Origin of the sequence: Oryzomonas sagensis, assembly GCF_008802355.1 — a bacterium.
GTDB classification, from domain to species: domain Bacteria; phylum Desulfobacterota; class Desulfuromonadia; order Geobacterales; family Pseudopelobacteraceae; genus Oryzomonas; species Oryzomonas sagensis.
The window spans coordinates 139,662-156,024 of the sequence record NZ_VZRA01000003.1; the positions used below are offsets into that span (position 1 = coordinate 139,662).

The following is a 16,363-nucleotide window of genomic DNA, read 5'->3' on the forward strand; positions in this document are numbered from 1 at the left end:
GCTGCTTCTGCAGAGTCGCATTTCCGGGAATACAGGTTGAAATTTTACAATCTGACAAAATAACAATTATGTTCTCACAAGTCTAGGCAATAAAATTCCCGCATTTTGCGGCTAGTCATGCACTACGTTGGAAACCGCGCCAATGCCACGTAATTACACCGATTATCGGGCGCAGATTTTATGATAATGATGGTGAAGGCCGTGCGTCGCGTGATCGATTGCGTGCCGGTGTTCTTGCAGTATAGTTAAAACAGGCCGTACGTGCCGGGCAGAATGTCCGCGGCCACGCAGATGGCTTGGCGATCATCACGGCGGGGCTGCAGCACGAGCGAGATATCGGCCCTCGGCGTTGCCCCCCCGGCCGGAGCAACTTCATGCGGCAATGGCACCGGGCGCACAGGAGGAGACCATGAAGGAAGCGCTGTTTTATGAACGGGAAGAAGACAGCCGGGTGCGCTGCGGCCTTTGCCGCTTCCGATGCCTGATCGCCGATGGGGCGCGGGGCATCTGCGGGGTCCGGGAGAACCGGGGGGGGACCCTGTACAGCCTGGTCTACGGTAAACTCTGTGCCGAGCATGTTGATCCAATCGAAAAAAAACCGCTCTTCCATGTCATGCCGGGAAGCAGGTCGTATTCCATTGCAACGGTGGGGTGCAACTTCCGCTGCCGCCACTGCCAGAACTACTCCATTTCCCAGGTGGGACGGGATGAACCGATCACGGGCGTGGAGCAGACCCCGCAGGAGATCGTTCAGAGGGCCAGGAAGAACGACTGTCGTTCTATCTCCTACACCTATACCGAGCCGACCATCTTCTTCGAGTTCGCCTACGATACCGCCCGCCTCGCCAAGGAGGCGGGGCTGCGCAATATTTTCGTCACCAACGGCTATATCAGCAAAGAGGCGCTGGCGATGATCACGCCATACCTGGATGCCGTCAACATCGACCTGAAGGGCTTCTCCGAAAGTTTTTACCGCGACGTTGTCCATGCCCGTCTCTCCGAAGTCCTCGACTCGATCATCCAACATCGCAACCAGGGGATCTGGATTGAACTCACCACCCTGATTATCCCGGGGCTCAACGACTCTGACGCCGAGTTGCAGGGCATAACGGCGTTCATCGTTGACAACCTTGGGGTCGACACCCCGTGGCATGTGACCCAGTTCTACCCCACCTACCAGTTGACCGACCGCCCGCGAACGCCCGTGGATACCTTGCGAAAGGCGCGGGAGATCGGCCGCGCCGCCGGGCTGCGCTATGTTTACGAAGGCAACGTGCCCGGCGAAGGCGGTGAGAACACCCGGTGCCCCTCCTGTGCAACACTGCTGATCGAGCGTTACGGTTTTTCCATAGGCACCAACAGGATTCGCAATGGAGCCTGTCCCGATTGCGGTGCCGCCATCGCCGGCATCGGCATCTGATGCGCATGGTGGAGCGCGCCGCAGATCGGGCACCTGGCTGGAGGTGGCGGCCGCTCGCGCCGCGCCGGTTGAAAACAAAGCCGCATGTCCGGCATTCGGCTGGTGTGGCCTGCAGCGTCGCCCCGCTCACGATCCGCCGAAGAAACGTGATAACGTTCAGCGCCGCCTTGACATTGCAATGGCGAGAGATACCTTTAACCATATCCGGACAGAAAATGGCAGGGACGTCAATCAGGGAGGTGGTCTAAATGACAGTTGGGGCAGATGAAAAAGAGGAGAAAAAAATCGAGGGGCTGACAAGGGAAGCCGAAATCCTGATAGAGGAGGAAGCCGCTAAGAAGGATCTCAAAGAGAAGCGGGGGATCATAAAGCAGACGTATTATGATTGCTCAAAAAAACTGAAACACATCGTCCCAAAGGGAAAACGCATATAGCCGGACGATACTGTTACCGTAACGTCAGTACGCCGTCGTTTGCCGACAGCGACGATCCGTAGCCCTACATGCTGAGGCGTTTCATCTTTTCGACCAGGGTTGTCCGGTTGATGCCGAGCAGTGCGGCAGCCTTTGCCTTCACCCCCTTGGCCATGGCCATGGCTTGCGAGATCAATGATTTTTCGATGGCGGTCAGGGAATCGACCATGTTGATCCCCTGTTCGGTCAGTTCGAGGTACGGTCCGCCCGATGCCAGCCTCTGGCCGCTGATCCCTGGCGGGAGGTCTTCATAGCGGATAACGTCCCCCTCCGTCAGGGCCACCAGCCGTTCCACCATGTTTTCCAATTCCCGCACGTTGCCCGGCCAGGCATACTCTTCCAACGCCTCCAGGGCGTGCTTGTTGATGGTCATGGGGGTGCGCGACATCACGCGGCAGCATTTCACCAGGAAATGTTCCACCAGCGCCATGATGTCGGACTGGCGTTCCCGCAGGGGAGGGAGGTGCAGGGGAATGACATTGAGCCGGTAGAAGAGGTCTTCGCGGAACTTGTTCTGGCGGACCTGCTGCTCCAGGTCCAGGTTGGTGGCCGAGATGATCCGCACGTCCAGCTTGACCGGTTTGTTTGAACCGACCCGTTCCAGTTCCTGCTCCTGGATGACGCGCAGCAGCTTGGTTTGCAGGTGCTGGGGCATGGTCCCGATCTCGTCCAGGAAGATGGTCCCGTGATTGGCCGCCTCGAATTTGCCGGCCTTGTCCTTGATGGCGCCGGTGAAGGCGCCGCGCACATGACCGAACAGTTCGCTCTCCAGCAGGGCCTCCGGTATGGCGCTGCAGTTGACGGCAATGAACGGTTTATCCCGGCGGTTGCCGTTGTAGTGGAGGGCCCGGGCCACCAACTCCTTGCCGGTGCCCGATTCTCCGCTGATCAATACGGTCGAGTCGGTCTTGACGATGCGGGTCATCCGTTCGAAGACCAGGGTCATGGCCGGGGAACTGCCGATGATGTTGCTGAACTCGAAACGCTTCTGGAGTTGCTTGCGCAGGTAGATGTTTTCGGAGAGGAGTTGCTGCTTCTCCAGGGCTTTGCCGATGACCAGTTTCAGCTCGTCGAAATTGACCGGTTTGGTTATGTAGTCGCAGGCTCCTTCCTTCATGGCCCGCACCGCGGTTTCGGCGGAGGCATGGCCGGTGATGACGATGACCTCGGTGGAAGGGGAGAGGGTGCGGGCGCTCTGCAGGATGTCGAACCCGCTTTTGTCCGGCAGGAACAGGTCGGAGACGATCAGTTTGAACGGCTCCTGGGCCATGAGTTCGAGGGCCGCCTCGCCGGTGGCTGCCGAGGCGACGCTGTACCCGATCGACTTCAGGAGCAGTTCCAGGGCCTCGCGCCCGGAGTCGTCGTCGTCGATCAGGAGGATGCGGGTGTCGTGTGTCATCGTAGCAACCTCAACTAAACCTTTTAACAGGCTATTGAACCCCCTGGGTTGTTCAAAAATAGTCAGATCGTCGCACCCGTAGAAAGCCCTGCGGAGGCGTAGCAGCGCTACGCCGCACAATTTCACTCGTGAAATTGGACCGCGAAGGCGCCCGAAGGGTGAGGCCAAAGGCCTCAGTCACAAAAGGGCTTTCGAGGACGAAGGCCTGATGGCAGTTTTTCAACAACCTTTCAAACGTTGAAGCGGAAATGCATCACATCGCCGTCCTTCACCACGTACTCCTTGCCTTCCAGGCGCATGAGCCCCTTTTCCTTGGCCCCGGCTTCGCCGTTGCACGAGATGTAGTCGGCATAGGCGATCACCTCGGCCCGGATAAACCCCTTTTCAAAGTCGGAATGGATCACACCGGCAGCCTGGGGAGCCTTGGTGCCGTTGACGATGGTCCAGGCCCGCACTTCCTTGACGCCGGCGGTGAAATAGGTGATCAGCCCCAGCAGTTCGTAGCCGCTGCGGATCAGGCGGTCCAGACCCGCTTCCGCCAGCCCCATGTCGTGGAGGAAAGCCTGTTTTTCCTCTCCCTCCAATTCCGATATCTCGGCTTCGAGCTTGCCGCAGATCACCACCGCCCCGGCGCCTTCCGCCCCGGCGATCTCACGTACCTGAGCCACAAAGGGGTGCTCGCCGCCCAGGTCGTCCTCGGCCACATTGGCCACGTACAGGACCGGTTTGTCGGTCAAGAGGTGCAGGTCCCGCAGCCAGAGCCGCTCGTCCTCGTTTTCCGCCACGCCGTGGAGTTTCTTGACCTGTTCCAGAAGCCCTTTGACCCGTTGGTAGAAGGCGACCTCGTCCTTGGCCTTCTTGTCCCCGCTACGCGCCATCTTGTCGGCCCGCAGGATCTTCTTGTCCACCGTGTCCAGATCGGCCAGGGCCAGTTCGGTGTTGATCACTTCGATGTCGTCGGCCGGCGAGACGCGGCCGCTGACATGCACCACATTATCGTCGTCAAAACAGCGCACCACATGGACGATGGCGTCCACGCTGCGGATGTGGCCCAGAAACTGGTTGCCGAGCCCCTCTCCCGAACTGGCCCCCTTGACCAGGCCGGCGATGTCCACGAACTCGATGGTGGTGGGCTGGATCTTCTGCGGTTTGACAATGGCCGAGAGCTGATCCATGCGCGGGTCGGGCACCTGTACGATCCCCACGTTCGGGTCGATGGTGCAGAAGGGGTAGTTGGCCGATTCGGCGCCGGCCGAGGTCAGTGCGTTGAAGATGGTGGACTTGCCCACGTTGGGCAGCCCGACGATACCGCAGTTAAAACCCATGATTTCACCTTTTACCGTTATTCTTCAAACATCAAATCAAAATTCGGATTCCGCTTATTCCAGGAAATTGCGGTTGTTGAACATGCTCATGGCCTTGGGCAGGCCCTCGTCCAGCATCATCTCCAGCATGTCCCGGCCGCCGTCCAGTATTTTGGGAAGGGTCTCCATCTGGTCCGGGGGGATGTTCCCCAGGACATAGTTGCTCGTATCCCCGTGGACCGGTTTGCCGATGCCGATGCGCAGCCTGATGAAATCCCCCTTGCCGAGTTGTTCCATGATGGAGCGCAGGCCGTTGTGCCCGCCATGCCCGCCCCCCTGCTTGAAGCGTGCCGTTCCGAACGGCAGGTCGAGCTCGTCATGGATCACGACCAGGTTCGACAGGGGGAGTTTGTAAAACTGGAGCGCCTGCATGACCGACTTGCCGGAGAGGTTCATGAAGGTCTGCGGCTTGAGCAGGATCAGACGGACGTCGCCGCGGCTCCATTCGCCCGCCAGCCCGGAAAAGGACTTGCGGGTTATGGAGAGGTTTTCCCGGTGGGCCAGGCGATCCAAAAAAAGGAAACCCGCATTGTGGCGGGTCCATTGGTACGTGGGGCCGGGATTACCCAGCCCCGCTATGAGTAAAGTCTTCATGGAATAAAACTGATCCGGTTACGCGGCAGGTTCGGCGGGGGCTGCGGCAGCCGCTGCTGCTGCGGCATCTTCTTCCGCTTCTTCCTTGGTTCTGCCGAGGACGCTGACCACGGGGGTCTTGGGGTTTTCGAGCAGTTTGACCCCATCCGGGAGAGGAATCTCGCCGATATGGATCGAGTGGTTGAGTTGCAGGTTGGTGATGTCGATCTCGATGTTGTCGGGGATATTGCCCGGCAGACATTCCACGTGCAGTTCGTGATGGGCCAGGTCCAGCAGGCCACCTTCCTTGACGCCTGCGGCGGTGCCCTTCAGGATGACCGGGACCGTAACGCGCAGTTTTTCGTTCATGTTGATGCGGTGGAGGTCGACGTGGCGATAGGTGCCTCTGAGCGCGTCACGCTGCATATCGGCAATGATGGCCATGCTCTGGTCCAGGCTGCCGCCTCCCACCAGGGTGATCAGGTTGTTCTGGCCGCCTTCGCCTGCAAGGGCATCCTGAAGATCACGATATTTGATGCTTACCGCAACAGGATCCATTCCCTTGCCGTACACGACGCCGGGGACCATATCGGCATTTCTCAACTGGCGGCTGACGCCCTTGCCGGTCTTCGATCTCAGTTCGATGTTCATCAGTTTCTGTTGCATACTGTTCCTCCACGTGTAGTGATGGGGCTGACCCCACCCTGTACAATTATAAAAATATGTTCCTAAACAAAAAGCGAGCTGACGGATTCGTCCTCATGGATGCGGCGGATGGCCTCCGCCAGAAGCCCCGACACGGACAGCATCGTAATCTTCGATGTCATGTTTTCCTTGTCTCCCAGCGGGAGGGTGTCGGTCAACACGACCTCGGAGATCTCCGAATTGTTGATACGTTCGATGGCCGGACCGGAGAGCACGCCATGGGTGGCGCAGGCGTAGACGGCAGTGGCGCCGTTCTCCTTGAGCGCCTTGGCCGCCTGGGTCAGTGTTCCGGCGGTGTCGATCATGTCGTCCAGAATGATGGCGATCTTGCCGCGCACATCGCCGATCAGGTGCATGACCTCGGCAACGTTGGGGCCGGTGCGGCGTTTATCGATCACCGCCAGTGAGCATTCCAGCCGTTTGGCAAAAGCCCGGGCGCGTTCGGTGCCGCCCGCATCCGGGGTTACCATCACGATCGGCTGGCCGTCGAAGCGGCCCTTCAGGTGGTTGAGGATGACGGGCGCCGCATAGAGATTGTCCACCGGGATATCGAAGAACCCCTGAATCTGGCCGGCGTGCAGGTCTACCGTTACCACCCGGTCGATACCGGCCGTGGTGATCAGGTCGGCCACCAGTTTGGCGGTGATCGGGGTGCGGGGCGCGGCCTTGCGATCCTGGCGGGCGTATCCGTAATAGGGAACCACTGCGGTGATGGTCGCGGCGGAGGCCCGTTTGAGGGCGTCGGTCATGACCAGCAGTTCCATCAGGTTGTCGTTGGTCGGGGCGCAGGTGGACTGGATGACATAGACATCACGGCCACGGACGTTTTCGTTGATTTCAACCATAACCTCGCCGTCCGAAAACCTGCGGACACGGGCCGCCCCCAACGGCATCTTGAGGGCCTCGCAAATTTTCAGGGCAAGGGTTGGGTTGGAATTGCCGGAAAAGATTTTGATCTTGTCGAGCATAATTGTTTGTCTGCCTCTCAGCCGAAAGGGACCATGCCGGGCTTTACGCGCGGAAATCCCTGAATTTCCAAAAAGGAAATGAAAGATATACTAAAACGACCGCCAAAATGCAACCTCTTTCGATCATGGGACGCTTATTCCCTGCCGGAGGCCTCCAAACCGGCTCGAACGTGCGTTTGTCCGGCTGTGGTGCGGAGGGGCATGGCATCAACTCCGCAGCACGATCCCCTCGGCCTGGGCAAACAGAAGAAAATGCGTTGCCTCGTCGGCCTCAAGCTGCACATCGGCTGCGATGCGCCCGGCCGGGTCCGTGCCGTTCAATCGCTCCAGAAGACGGAAATAGGGTTCGGCCAGAGACTCGGTGCAGACCCCGTCGCGGCCCGGATAGATGACGGCAAAGGAGCCGGCCGGGACCAGGGTGTCGGCCAGGCGGCGGATGTCCGGCACGCCGGCATCCAGTATCTCCAGGATTTCGTAGTGAAATTCCACCAGACGGACCGACCCTGCCAGCCGCAGCGGTAGGTGCAGGAGGCGCCCCTTGTCCCTGTTTCGTCCCGGCGGTCGTTCCGGCGGGGCCAGGAGTGCGGCGGCATAGTGGTAGTGGTAATCCACCAGGTCGAGAACCATCGGCAGAAGCCGTTTCAGGCCCGGTTTGCCGAATGCGCTGCCCAGAAAGCCCCGTTGGAGTTGCCAGACCGCCTGGTCGTCCAGATCGCTTTCGCTGATCTGGGCGTCTTGCACGGTCAGCAGCCATTGGGAAAACAGGTCCAGAAAATCGCTGGGGGATGTCTTGAGGGCTTTGACGGCCTCATTGAACCAGGCCACGGCCTTGCCCCGGGTGTAGAAGATGTCGCAGGCCGTTGCCAGGCGCTGCGCCACGGTCATGTCGTCGGCCGAGATCGTGGGGGAGGAGAGCAGGGTGTAGGGCGGCTGGGGCAGATGGTTGAGGCCGATGGCGGCGCTCCGTTCGGCAAGGGGGGTGCCGGGCAGCACCGCCAGGGGGAAGATGTCCAGGTGGTTGGGGTAGAGCGCCAGGGCAAAGTCCAGGCTGCGGCGGAAACCCGCCAGGGTGTCGCCGGGCAGGCCGTAGATAAGGTCGAAGCCGAAGGTGGCGCCGCTTTCGTTGAGCAGGTTGGTCCGCGCGGCAAAGTCGTCGGGCCGAAAGGAACGCCCAACCCCCCGCAGGACATGGCTGTCGGCGCTTTGCAGGCCGATCTGCAGCGAGCAGGTGATTTGGGAGAAGAGAGTGGCCAGTTCCCGGTCGATGAACTCGCTGCGGACTTCGAAGTGGAAGTGGATGCCGGGCGCGATTCTTTTGATCAGTTTCAGGATGGCCTTGGCCCTTTTCAAGTCCTGGTTGAACGTGGAGTCGAGCACAAAGACCTGGGCTACCCCGCCCTTGGCAAAATGGCGCAGTTCGGATTCGATCCGCTCCAGGGAAAAGCGCCGTACGCCGTGCTGGCCCCGGGAGTCGAAACAAAAATCGCAGGTAAAGCCGCAGCCACGGGAAAGCTGCCACAGGATGCCCGGATAACGGCCGTAATCCAGAAGCCCCCCCAGGTAGGGGGAGGGGATGGCGTCCAGATCGGCCAAGGGGGCGGCGGGGGCAAAGGGCGTCGCCGCCCCTGGCAGCAGTATGCCGGGGATGCCCTCCAGGGGGGCGTTGCCGGCCAGTCGCGTGCAGAGGGCCGCAAAAGGTTTTTCCCCTTCACCCACGATGACCAGGTCCAGGGAGGACCCGTCGAGCACGCCGTGCGGGTCGGCGGTCACCTCCGGCCCGCCGGCGAAGAGCAGTACCCGGGGCATGCGGCGGCGCACCTCGGCCGCGATTGCCAGGCAGGCGGCGCGGTTCCACACATACAGGGAAAAACCGATGGCTGCAGGCTGCCGTTCCGCCAGGTTGCGGGCACATTCGAGGGTGTCGTCGCCGACAAAAAAATCCTCCAAATGTATGTCTACGCCTGTGTCAGCCGCACAGCCTTTCAAAAAGGCGTTGGCAAGGGGAATCGCCTGGGGGGAAGGGGCGGGATGAAGTGAGACAAGGGTGATGCGCACGGGTGCGGATCCTTTCAAGAAGCGTCCGGTAAGGGGACGCCCCGGCGGTTTGCGGTCGGTACAATGAAAAAGGGCTAGCTTGGTAAGCTAACCCTCTTGGTAGCGATCCTTCTTTATTTTTCAAAAGAATTACTACAATTCCTGGCCAAAGTCAATAGCAAAATCAATATGTTCGCTCGATACGGCCATGGCGCTCCGGGGATGTGTGCCTGGTGTTTACACTACCTGCATCCTTGTATACCGGCAAATTATATGCGTAGGTCGTCGCCAAGCCGCATTTTTATTGGCAATTTGCAAAGGGTTTGTGGTATGTGTATGAAAAATAGCAAGAAGTAGCAGGCAAACCCGAGAGTGGTCGTCGCAAAAATCTAGTTTGATCTACAAGAAGCAATGCTCTGATTCATGTACAGATGCCTTCGTAATGGAGGCTAATTCATAGAGCTCGAAAGGAGAGCACAATGACCAAGGCAGAGCTGGCAGTAAAGATCGCAGAGGCGGCAGGAATCACCAAGACGCAGGCTGAAAAGGCCCTCAAGGGGTTCATCGATGCTACAACCGCAGCACTCAGGAGTGGCGAAAAAGTCACCTTGATCGGCTTCGGTACCTTCAGTGCGGTCACGCGAAAAGCTCGTACCGGACGGAACCCCCAGACCGGCAAGGCTCTCAAGATTCCGGCCAAGACCGTTGGCAAGTTCTCCGCAGGCAAACCTTTGAAAGACCTTAAGGCAGCTGCGCCGAAGAAAGCCGCTCCCAAAAAGGCGGCTCCTAAAAAGGCAAAAAAGAAATAGCTCTGTACCAGTGGGTGGCTTTTTTAAACCCAGCATGGCCGGGGCGCTACACGAGCAAAGGCCGTTTTCGCACAGAAAACGGCCTTTGTTTCAGTTCTCCGCAAAAATCTCTTCCCCATGACCGCAGGCGAGGGACGCAAGCCTATGGACGACAAGCAAACCCCTGACGCAGCCGGATTCGGTCCCGGCCTTGCCGTGATTCGCAAACGACGCAGGTATTTTTTCGGAACCGTCGCCATCTACATACCGGCCATGTGGATCATCCATTCGATTTCGCCGACCTACCGCACGATGGGCACCTCCATCGGGATATGGGTCGTTATTCTCATTATTACCATGTTCTGGTCGGCGGTGTGCGTCTGCCCCCGCTGCGGAAATCTTTTCCATGTCAACGGTATGACCCTGCTTTATTTGCGCAAATGCCTCCATTGCCAGCTCCACATAAACGCCGACAAAAAGCCACGGACGCCTGAAAATACCGCGACGGCACCACCCCACCCATAACCTATTCCTTCACATTTGCAATCAGCCTCGCCCCGATAGCAGAGGCCGCACAGAGGCTTTATCCCGGCAGTTGCGGGCGGTCTTAGGGCCTCCCGTGCCGTTGTCGGCGTTATGCGCTGGGGTGGGGGACCCGCGCAACCAAAAGGCACCTCCATCGATTGATGAAGATGCCCCTTTGCTTTGATTCTTTGCCTCTCTGCTCCGGGGCGGATGATCCCCGGAGATTCAGTGATCCGGCTCGAACGGCACCGGCTCGCAGACGCTGGCGCTGCTGTGGGTTTTCGCCCCGCATCTGGAACAATAGAATGCGGGTTCGCTGCTCAATTTGGCGCGCTCTCGGCTATCGGTAACCGCGCAGATCTTTGCACTTTTGCTTGCCATGACCTGATCCCCCTTTCGGGATGTGTCATCCATCGTACTACCTTATTATCATCATAAGCCTTTTTCGAAAAATGGGCAAAAAAAGTGGTGGGCGGTTCGGGAATGAACGATAGTAAAAAGGGTTTGCCGGATGTTCTGCAAACCCTTTTACGTAAGAATGGCTGGGGCGGCAGGGATCGAACCTGCGAATGCCGGAATCAAAATCCGGTGCCTTACCGCTTGGCGACGCCCCAATAAGCGAAAGAGGAAGAAATCGTATCTAGATTGTTTCGGCAACGGCGGCGAACCAGCCGGTGCCGGCGGTCAGAACGGCGCGGGCCTGCTCGGCGCTTTCCCGGTCCCGGAAGAGACCGAAGACGGTGGGGCCGCTGCCGGACATCATGGCGCCTGCCGCACCCTCGCGAAGCATGATTTCCTTGATCTCGGCAATTACGGGAAAAGCGGGGATGGTTACCGATTCCAGGTCGTTGGAAAAGATCGAACAGATATCCTCAATACTCCGAAAAAGCTCGGGGAGTTTAGCCAGACCGTCCCGGTTTGTCAACTGTAAACTTCGATAAACCCAGGCCGTGGAAACATGCACACCGGGGTTGACCAGCAGCACCCAGACGGGCGGCATGGCCGGCATGGGGGCGAGCTGTTCGCCGACGCCCTCCGCCAGGGCCGGTTTTTGAAAGACGAAGAAGGGCACATCGGCCCCCAGGGTAAGGCCGATCTCCATGAGGCGCTGTTCCGGGAGCTGAAGGGCCAACAGCTCATTCATGCCCATCAGCACCGTGGCGGCATCGCTGCTCCCCCCGCCCAGCCCGGCCGCAACGGGGATGTTCTTGGCGATGTCGATGACCGCCCCCAGCCCCTGGTCCGCCAGGTCGAGCAAGGCTTTGGCTGCCTTCCAGGCGATGTTTCCCGGCCCGTCGGGCACGCCGTTTTTGCTGCAGGTAACGGTGACGCCGGGGGTCTCGGTCAGGGTAATGGTAATGATATCGCACAGGTTGACCCGCTGCATGACCATGCGCAGATCGTGATAGCCGTCGGGGCGGCGCCGGATCACGTCCAGGCGGTAGTTGACCTTGGCAGGGGCTTGTAACGTCAGGCTCTTCACACACACTCCATGGTTGCGGGGACACCCCGCAGTGATGTGGGTTGAAATCGGGAATATTTACTTAACGCAAGAGCCCCGTAAAGGCAAGCCCAAAGTGTCCTCGGACATGGGGGCGGAAACGCATCGGCGAGGTTATCCGGTGCCGCGCATCGTCCCGGTTGCCTGCAACAGGGGAGATCGGGCCGGCGGTTTTTCGTTTGACGATAAAAAGCGGGCTTGCGCGGCGAGGTTTCACCATACTATACTGGTCATCGCCCCTGACGACAGGGGTGAGATTCGTTCAAAAGGAGATGTGACCGTGAATCCGAGATTTCCCGCCGAATGGGAGGCGCAGGACGGCGTCCTGCTGGCCTGGCCCCACGAGGGCACCGATTGGTCCCCTATGCTGGACGATGTCCAGCCGGCCTTTGTCGAGATTATCCGCCGGATCGCCCGGTTTGAGCGGGTGCTGTTGACCGCGCCCAGCGCCGCCTCGGCCCGGGAGTGCCTGGCCGCCGCCGGCGTCGACCTGGGCAGGGTCGTTGTCTGCGAGGTGCCCAGCAATGATACCTGGGCCCGGGACTTTGGCCCCCTGACGGTAATCTTCAACGATCGGCCGGTGCTGCTGGACTTCGGCTTCAACGGCTGGGGGCTCAAGTTCGCCGCCAACCATGATAATTTGATCTCCAAACGGCTCAAGGAACTGGGGGCGTTGGTCCCCAACCTCAAGACCGTCGGCCTGGTTCTGGAAGGGGGCAGCGTCGAGAGCGACGGGCTCGGCACCATCCTGACCACCGCCGAATGCCTGCTATCGCCCAATCGCAACCCGCAACTGGACAAGGGGGAGATCGAACTGGCCCTGGCCTCCCTTCTGGGGGCCGGCCGGGTGCTGTGGCTCAATCACGGTTTCCTGGCCGGGGACGACACCGATTCCCATATCGACACACTGGCGCGCATCTGCCCGGATAATATCATCGTCTATACGGCCTGCGACGATCCCCGGGACGAACACTATCAGGAGTTGAAACTGATGGAGGAGGAACTCCGGGCCTTCCGGGCTCCGGATGGCTCGCCCTACCGCCTGCTCCCGCTTCCCTGGCCCAAGGCCCGCTTCGATGACCAGGCCCACCGCCTGCCGGCCACCTACGCCAATTTTCTGGTGATCAACGGCGCCGTGCTGGTCCCCACCTACCGGGACCCGGAAAAGGACGAACCGGCCATGGCGTGCATCGGTCAGGCCTTTCCCGGCCGGGAGATCATCGGCATCGACTGCCTGCCGCTCCTGGAACAGCACGGCTCCCTGCACTGCGTGACCATGCAGTTGCCCCAGGGGGTTCTGCCATGACGCGACTCATCAGGACGGCATTGATTCAGCAGCGTTGCGGCAACGATAAAGGCGCAAACCTGGAGAGGAGTTGCGCCATGATCAGGCGCGCCGCGGCCGATGGGGCTGCGCTGGTGGTCCTGCAGGAATTGCATGCCGGCCCGTACTTCTGCCAGGTGGAGGACCCCGCCCTGTTCGACATGGCCGAGCCGATCCCGGGTGCCGCCAGCCGCGCCATTGCCGGTCTGGCCGGCGAGTTGGGGGTGGTCGTTGTGGCCTCGCTCTTCGAGCGCCGTGCCCCCGGCCTGTACCACAACACCGCTGTGGTCTTCGAAAAGGATGGCTCAACAGCCGGCGTCTACCGCAAGATGCACATCCCCGACGACCCGGGCTTTTACGAGAAATTCTATTTTACGCCCGGCGATCTGGGGTTCAATCCGATCAAGACCTCGGTCGGCACCCTCGGGGTCCTGGTCTGCTGGGACCAGTGGTATCCCGAGGCGGCCCGCATGATGGCCCTGGCCGGGGCCGATCTCCTCATCTATCCCACCGCCATCGGTTGGGACCCGGCCGACGGCACGGCTGAGCAGGAGCGCCAGCGGGACGCCTGGATCACCGTCCAGCGCGGCCATGCCGTGGCCAATGGCCTGCCGCTTCTGGCCGTCAACCGGGTCGGGTTCGAGCCGTCCCCCCTCCATCCCGAAACCGGAATCCGGTTCTGGGGAAGCAGTTTTGCGGCCGGGCCCCAAGGGGAACTGCTGGCGGAGGCCTCGCGGGAGGATGAAGAAATCCTGCTGGTGGACCTGGATCTGGCGCGGAGCGAAACCGTGCGGCGCATCTGGCCGTTCCTGCGCGACCGGCGTATCGACGCCTACGGGGACCTGGTGAAGCGTTTCCGGGATTGATGCGGCAGATCCAAATTTAAGATCAACATCTGCCACAGAGACACAGAGGTACACAGAGAAAAACGCAGTATCTATTTGGGGAAAACAACACCTGAATCGTTGTTTATTTGTTTTGCTCCCGCTTTTCTCCGTGTCTCTGTGGCAGACGTTTTCAGGGTGGTTAGTTGTGCCGAGCCAAACGGCAGAGGCCCCCACAAGGTTGAAAAATCCTGTGGGGGCCTCTGCCGTTTCATGTTCGGTTGTTGCGGGTACGGTCGGTAAAGCGACTTATCCTTTGAGCCCGGTTTCCTGGGCCAATGCGCGCCAGGCCGGCAGGCTCCGCTCGATCATGCCCATGTCCACGCAGTAGGCGATCCTGAAAAAGCCGGGCGCCCCGAATCCGCTTCCGGGCACCAGGAGGATGCGGTGTTTCTGGGCCAGTTTGATGAATGCCACGTCGTCGGCCAGGGGGGAGGCGGGGAAGAGATAAAAGGCGCCGTCCGGCTTGACCACCTTGAACCCCATGGCGGTCAGTTCCCGCAACAGAAGATCGCGTTTCGCCCGATACGGTTCGATATCCACCGTCTCGTCCTGCAGGTTGGCCACCAGGCGCTGCATGAGGGCCGGGGCATTGACGAACCCCAGAACCCGGTTGCAGTAGATGGCGCCTCCCATGAACTGCATGGCGGTGGGCATGCGCGGGTTGATGGCCAGGTACCCGATCCGCTCGCCCGGCAGGGCCAGGTCTTTGCTGTGGGAGGTAACGATGACGGCATTTTCTACCAGCGGGAAGATGTTGGGGACGTGCTTGCCGTCATAGGTAATGCGGGCGTAGGGCTCATCGGAGATGACGTAAATATGGCGGCTGGTCTTCTGCTGCGTCCTCTCCAGGAGATCGCCGAGTTTACGCAGGCTTTCCGCAGGATAGATCACCCCGGTAGGGTTGTTGGGAGAGCAGACGATGATGGCGCGCGTCTTCGGTGTGAGCGCCCGCTCGATGGCGTCCACGTCGAGCTGGAAGGTGTCGCGGTCGGTCCAGACCGGCACCGGGACGCCGCCGTGGTTGTCGATGTACGATACGTATTCCACAAAATAGGGGGCCAGGACGATAACCTCGTCCCCCGGATTGAGGATGGTCTTGAGCACCACGTTGAGTGCCCCTCCCGCCCCGCAGGTCATGACCACGTGTTCGAAGGTGACCGGCAGTCCGGAATCCTTGGCCAGTTTGGCCGCCACGGCGGCCCGGGTTTCGGTGTAGCCCGCATTGTTCATATAGCTGTGCATGCCGGGCAGGGGATGTTGGGCCAAGGACAGAAGCTCGCGGTAGAAGGCTTCGGGTGGTTCCACATTTGGGTTCCCCAGGGTGAAGTCATAGACGTTGTCGGCACCGAATTCCCGGCGCAGAATTTCCCCCTCCTCGAACATCTTGCGAATCCAGGATGAGCGTGAGATGAATCCGGCAATTTTGGTAGCGATGGCCATGGCTGTTCCTCCCTGGTACCTTTTCTGATAGGATAACTCTTTCTGTATTACTACAACCGTTCCGGAGAACTCAATGGAAATTCCATCCTACCCCGACTCGCGCCCTCTCGATCTTGTCGATAAACCTTTGCTGGATGAGCGTTTTTCCGTTTTGCAACCGCGTATCTCCGAAATGACCTTTGCCGGCCTGTACCTGTTTCGTGCCGCCCACGACTACCGGTTGACCATGGTGGGGGACTCGTTGGTGGTCCTGGGGCGCGGGTATTCGGGGGAGCGTTACTGTATGCCGCCCCTGGGGGGGACCGTGGAAACGGCGCTGGACAGGGTGTGGGGCGACGGGCTGGAACTCTACGGTGCCGATGAGGCGTTTGCGGAACGCTGTCTGAAGCGGGGAGGGGTGACCGCGGTGGAAGACCGGGACTCTTTCGACTATCTCTACCTGCGGGAGGAGCTTGCCACTCTGCCGGGCAACCGTTTTCACAAGAAAAAGAACCGTATCAGCTATTTTGCCGCCCGCCACGAGTACCGGGTGGAACTCTTCTCGGAACCGTACCGGACGGGGTGCTGTAAGCTGCTGGAGGTGTGGAGGGGGATGGCTGCCGGGGAGGAGCCGTCCCTCGGGCTGGAGGTCGAGGCCACCGCCGAGGCGGTGGAAAAAGCGGAACTTTTGGGGCTGGAAGGGGTCGTGGTGACGGTTGCCGGGGAGGTCAAGGCCTTCAGCCTGGGGGAGCGGCTCAACGTCGAGACCACGGTGTGCCATTTCGAAAAGACCGACCCTTTCATGGAAGGGCTCTCCCAACTCATTAACCGCGAGTACAGCCGTGTTTTGTTCAATGACTGCAAATTTGTGAACCGGGAACAGGACCTGGGGGATGGAGGCTTGCGCAACGCCAAACTTTCCTACCATCCGGCCGAGTTGCTCAAAAAGTTCCGCATTCGCCGGGCGCCATAACCACAAGCTA

General features: G+C 60.0%; 16 protein-coding genes and 1 tRNA gene. 7 read left to right on the top strand and 10 right to left on the bottom strand.

The annotated features are described in order from the left end of the window. The first annotated feature begins 409 nt into the window (after nt 1-409). A complete protein-coding gene (gene amrS, locus F6V30_RS11475; RefSeq protein WP_151157098.1) occupies nt 410-1,420 on the top strand; it encodes an AmmeMemoRadiSam system radical SAM enzyme in 1,011 nt (336 codons plus the stop codon). A gap of 248 nt (nt 1,421-1,668) precedes the next feature. Then, on the top strand, nt 1,669-1,854 hold the full coding sequence (locus F6V30_RS11480) for a hypothetical protein (protein ID WP_151157099.1): 186 nt from the start codon (nt 1,669-1,671) through the stop codon (nt 1,852-1,854). Between the two features lie 64 nt (nt 1,855-1,918). On the opposite strand, the gene F6V30_RS11485 is transcribed toward F6V30_RS11480, so the two are convergent. The 6 genes from F6V30_RS11485 to F6V30_RS11510 form a co-directional block, all read right to left on the bottom strand. After that, the gene (locus tag F6V30_RS11485; protein WP_151157100.1) at nt 1,919-3,292 is read right to left on the bottom strand and encodes a sigma-54-dependent transcriptional regulator; all 1,374 of its coding nucleotides are present in this window, start codon (nt 3,290-3,292) and stop codon (nt 1,919-1,921) included. Between the two features lie 230 nt (nt 3,293-3,522). Continuing rightward, nucleotides 3,523-4,617 (bottom strand): redox-regulated ATPase YchF, encoded by a 1,095-nt coding sequence (gene ychF, locus F6V30_RS11490; protein ID WP_151157101.1) that lies wholly within the window; start codon nt 4,615-4,617, stop codon nt 3,523-3,525. 54 nt (nt 4,618-4,671) lie between these two features. Continuing rightward, nucleotides 4,672-5,250, bottom strand: coding sequence for an aminoacyl-tRNA hydrolase (pth, locus tag F6V30_RS11495; protein WP_151157102.1), 579 nt, complete (start codon nt 5,248-5,250; stop codon nt 4,672-4,674). 18 nt (nt 5,251-5,268) lie between these two features. Further along, nucleotides 5,269-5,895, bottom strand: coding sequence for a 50S ribosomal protein L25 (locus F6V30_RS11500; protein WP_151157103.1), 627 nt, complete (start codon nt 5,893-5,895; stop codon nt 5,269-5,271). Between the two features lie 62 nt (nt 5,896-5,957). Then, complete coding sequence (locus tag F6V30_RS11505; protein ID WP_151157104.1) at nt 5,958-6,902, bottom strand: ribose-phosphate pyrophosphokinase; 945 nt, start codon at nt 6,900-6,902, stop codon at nt 5,958-5,960. Between the two features lie 207 nt (nt 6,903-7,109). Further along, the gene (locus F6V30_RS11510) at nt 7,110-8,957 is read right to left on the bottom strand and encodes a B12-binding domain-containing radical SAM protein (RefSeq protein WP_151157105.1); all 1,848 of its coding nucleotides are present in this window, start codon (nt 8,955-8,957) and stop codon (nt 7,110-7,112) included. Between the two features lie 431 nt (nt 8,958-9,388). On the opposite strand from F6V30_RS11510, the gene F6V30_RS11515 reads away from it, so the two are divergent. Together F6V30_RS11515 and F6V30_RS11520 are read left to right on the top strand one after the other, a co-directional pair. Beyond that, nucleotides 9,389-9,745 carry an HU family DNA-binding protein gene (locus tag F6V30_RS11515; RefSeq protein WP_275095657.1) on the top strand — a complete coding sequence of 119 codons (357 nt, stop codon included), beginning with the start codon at nt 9,389-9,391 and terminating at the stop codon, nt 9,743-9,745. 117 nt (nt 9,746-9,862) lie between these two features. Then, nucleotides 9,863-10,249 (top strand): hypothetical protein, encoded by a 387-nt coding sequence (locus tag F6V30_RS11520; protein ID WP_191965666.1) that lies wholly within the window; start codon nt 9,863-9,865, stop codon nt 10,247-10,249. 225 nt (nt 10,250-10,474) lie between these two features. Here F6V30_RS11520 and F6V30_RS17110 read toward each other — a convergent pair whose 3' ends face one another. From F6V30_RS17110 to ispE, 3 genes are all read right to left on the bottom strand, one after another. Beyond that, a complete protein-coding gene (locus F6V30_RS17110; protein WP_191965667.1) occupies nt 10,475-10,630 on the bottom strand; it encodes a hypothetical protein in 156 nt (51 codons plus the stop codon). A 158-nt stretch (nt 10,631-10,788) separates the two neighbouring features. Beyond that, nucleotides 10,789-10,863 (bottom strand) — tRNA-Gln (locus F6V30_RS11525). A gap of 26 nt (nt 10,864-10,889) precedes the next feature. Continuing rightward, on the bottom strand, nt 10,890-11,732 hold the full coding sequence (gene ispE / locus F6V30_RS11530) for a 4-(cytidine 5'-diphospho)-2-C-methyl-D-erythritol kinase (RefSeq protein WP_151157107.1): 843 nt from the start codon (nt 11,730-11,732) through the stop codon (nt 10,890-10,892). 298 nt (nt 11,733-12,030) lie between these two features. Between ispE and F6V30_RS11535 the strand changes: the two genes are divergently transcribed. Beyond that, complete coding sequence (locus F6V30_RS11535) at nt 12,031-13,056, top strand: agmatine deiminase family protein (protein WP_151157108.1); 1,026 nt, start codon at nt 12,031-12,033, stop codon at nt 13,054-13,056. Next, on the top strand, nt 13,053-13,940 hold the full coding sequence (locus F6V30_RS11540; RefSeq protein WP_151157109.1) for a carbon-nitrogen hydrolase: 888 nt from the start codon (nt 13,053-13,055) through the stop codon (nt 13,938-13,940). The genes F6V30_RS11535 and F6V30_RS11540 overlap by 4 nt, the downstream gene beginning before the upstream one ends. A 267-nt stretch (nt 13,941-14,207) precedes the next feature. Here the strand turns inward: F6V30_RS11540 and F6V30_RS11545 are convergent, their stop codons facing one another. Next, nucleotides 14,208-15,401, bottom strand: coding sequence for a pyridoxal phosphate-dependent aminotransferase (locus tag F6V30_RS11545; protein ID WP_151157110.1), 1,194 nt, complete (start codon nt 15,399-15,401; stop codon nt 14,208-14,210). A gap of 73 nt (nt 15,402-15,474) precedes the next feature. Between F6V30_RS11545 and F6V30_RS11550 the strand changes: the two genes are divergently transcribed. Next, nucleotides 15,475-16,353: a DUF2156 domain-containing protein gene (locus F6V30_RS11550; RefSeq protein ID WP_151157111.1), complete on the top strand. Its 879-nt coding sequence runs from the start codon at nt 15,475-15,477 to the stop codon at nt 16,351-16,353. Nucleotides 16,354-16,363: the final 10 nt, after the last annotated feature.

What these genes read in the sequence shown, in the direction of transcription:
- amrS (WP_151157098.1), top strand. Translation starts at nt 410, where the DNA reads ATGAAGGAAGCGCTGTTTTATGAACGGGAAGAAGACAGCCGGGTGCGC.
- F6V30_RS11480 (WP_151157099.1), top strand. Translation starts at nt 1,669, where the DNA reads ATGACAGTTGGGGCAGATGAAAAAGAGGAGAAAAAAATCGAGGGGCTG.
- F6V30_RS11485 (WP_151157100.1), bottom strand. Translation starts at nt 3,292, where the DNA reads ATGACACACGACACCCGCATCCTCCTGATCGACGACGACGACTCCGGG.
- ychF (WP_151157101.1), bottom strand. Translation starts at nt 4,617, where the DNA reads ATGGGTTTTAACTGCGGTATCGTCGGGCTGCCCAACGTGGGCAAGTCC.
- pth (WP_151157102.1), bottom strand. Translation starts at nt 5,250, where the DNA reads ATGAAGACTTTACTCATAGCGGGGCTGGGTAATCCCGGCCCCACGTAC.
- F6V30_RS11500 (WP_151157103.1), bottom strand. Translation starts at nt 5,895, where the DNA reads ATGCAACAGAAACTGATGAACATCGAACTGAGATCGAAGACCGGCAAG.
- F6V30_RS11505 (WP_151157104.1), bottom strand. Translation starts at nt 6,902, where the DNA reads ATGCTCGACAAGATCAAAATCTTTTCCGGCAATTCCAACCCAACCCTT.
- F6V30_RS11520 (WP_191965666.1), top strand. Translation starts at nt 9,863, where the DNA reads ATGACCGCAGGCGAGGGACGCAAGCCTATGGACGACAAGCAAACCCCT.
- F6V30_RS17110 (WP_191965667.1), bottom strand. Translation starts at nt 10,630, where the DNA reads ATGGCAAGCAAAAGTGCAAAGATCTGCGCGGTTACCGATAGCCGAGAG.
- F6V30_RS11540 (WP_151157109.1), top strand. Translation starts at nt 13,053, where the DNA reads ATGACGCGACTCATCAGGACGGCATTGATTCAGCAGCGTTGCGGCAAC.
- F6V30_RS11545 (WP_151157110.1), bottom strand. Translation starts at nt 15,401, where the DNA reads ATGGCCATCGCTACCAAAATTGCCGGATTCATCTCACGCTCATCCTGG.
- F6V30_RS11550 (WP_151157111.1), top strand. Translation starts at nt 15,475, where the DNA reads ATGGAAATTCCATCCTACCCCGACTCGCGCCCTCTCGATCTTGTCGAT.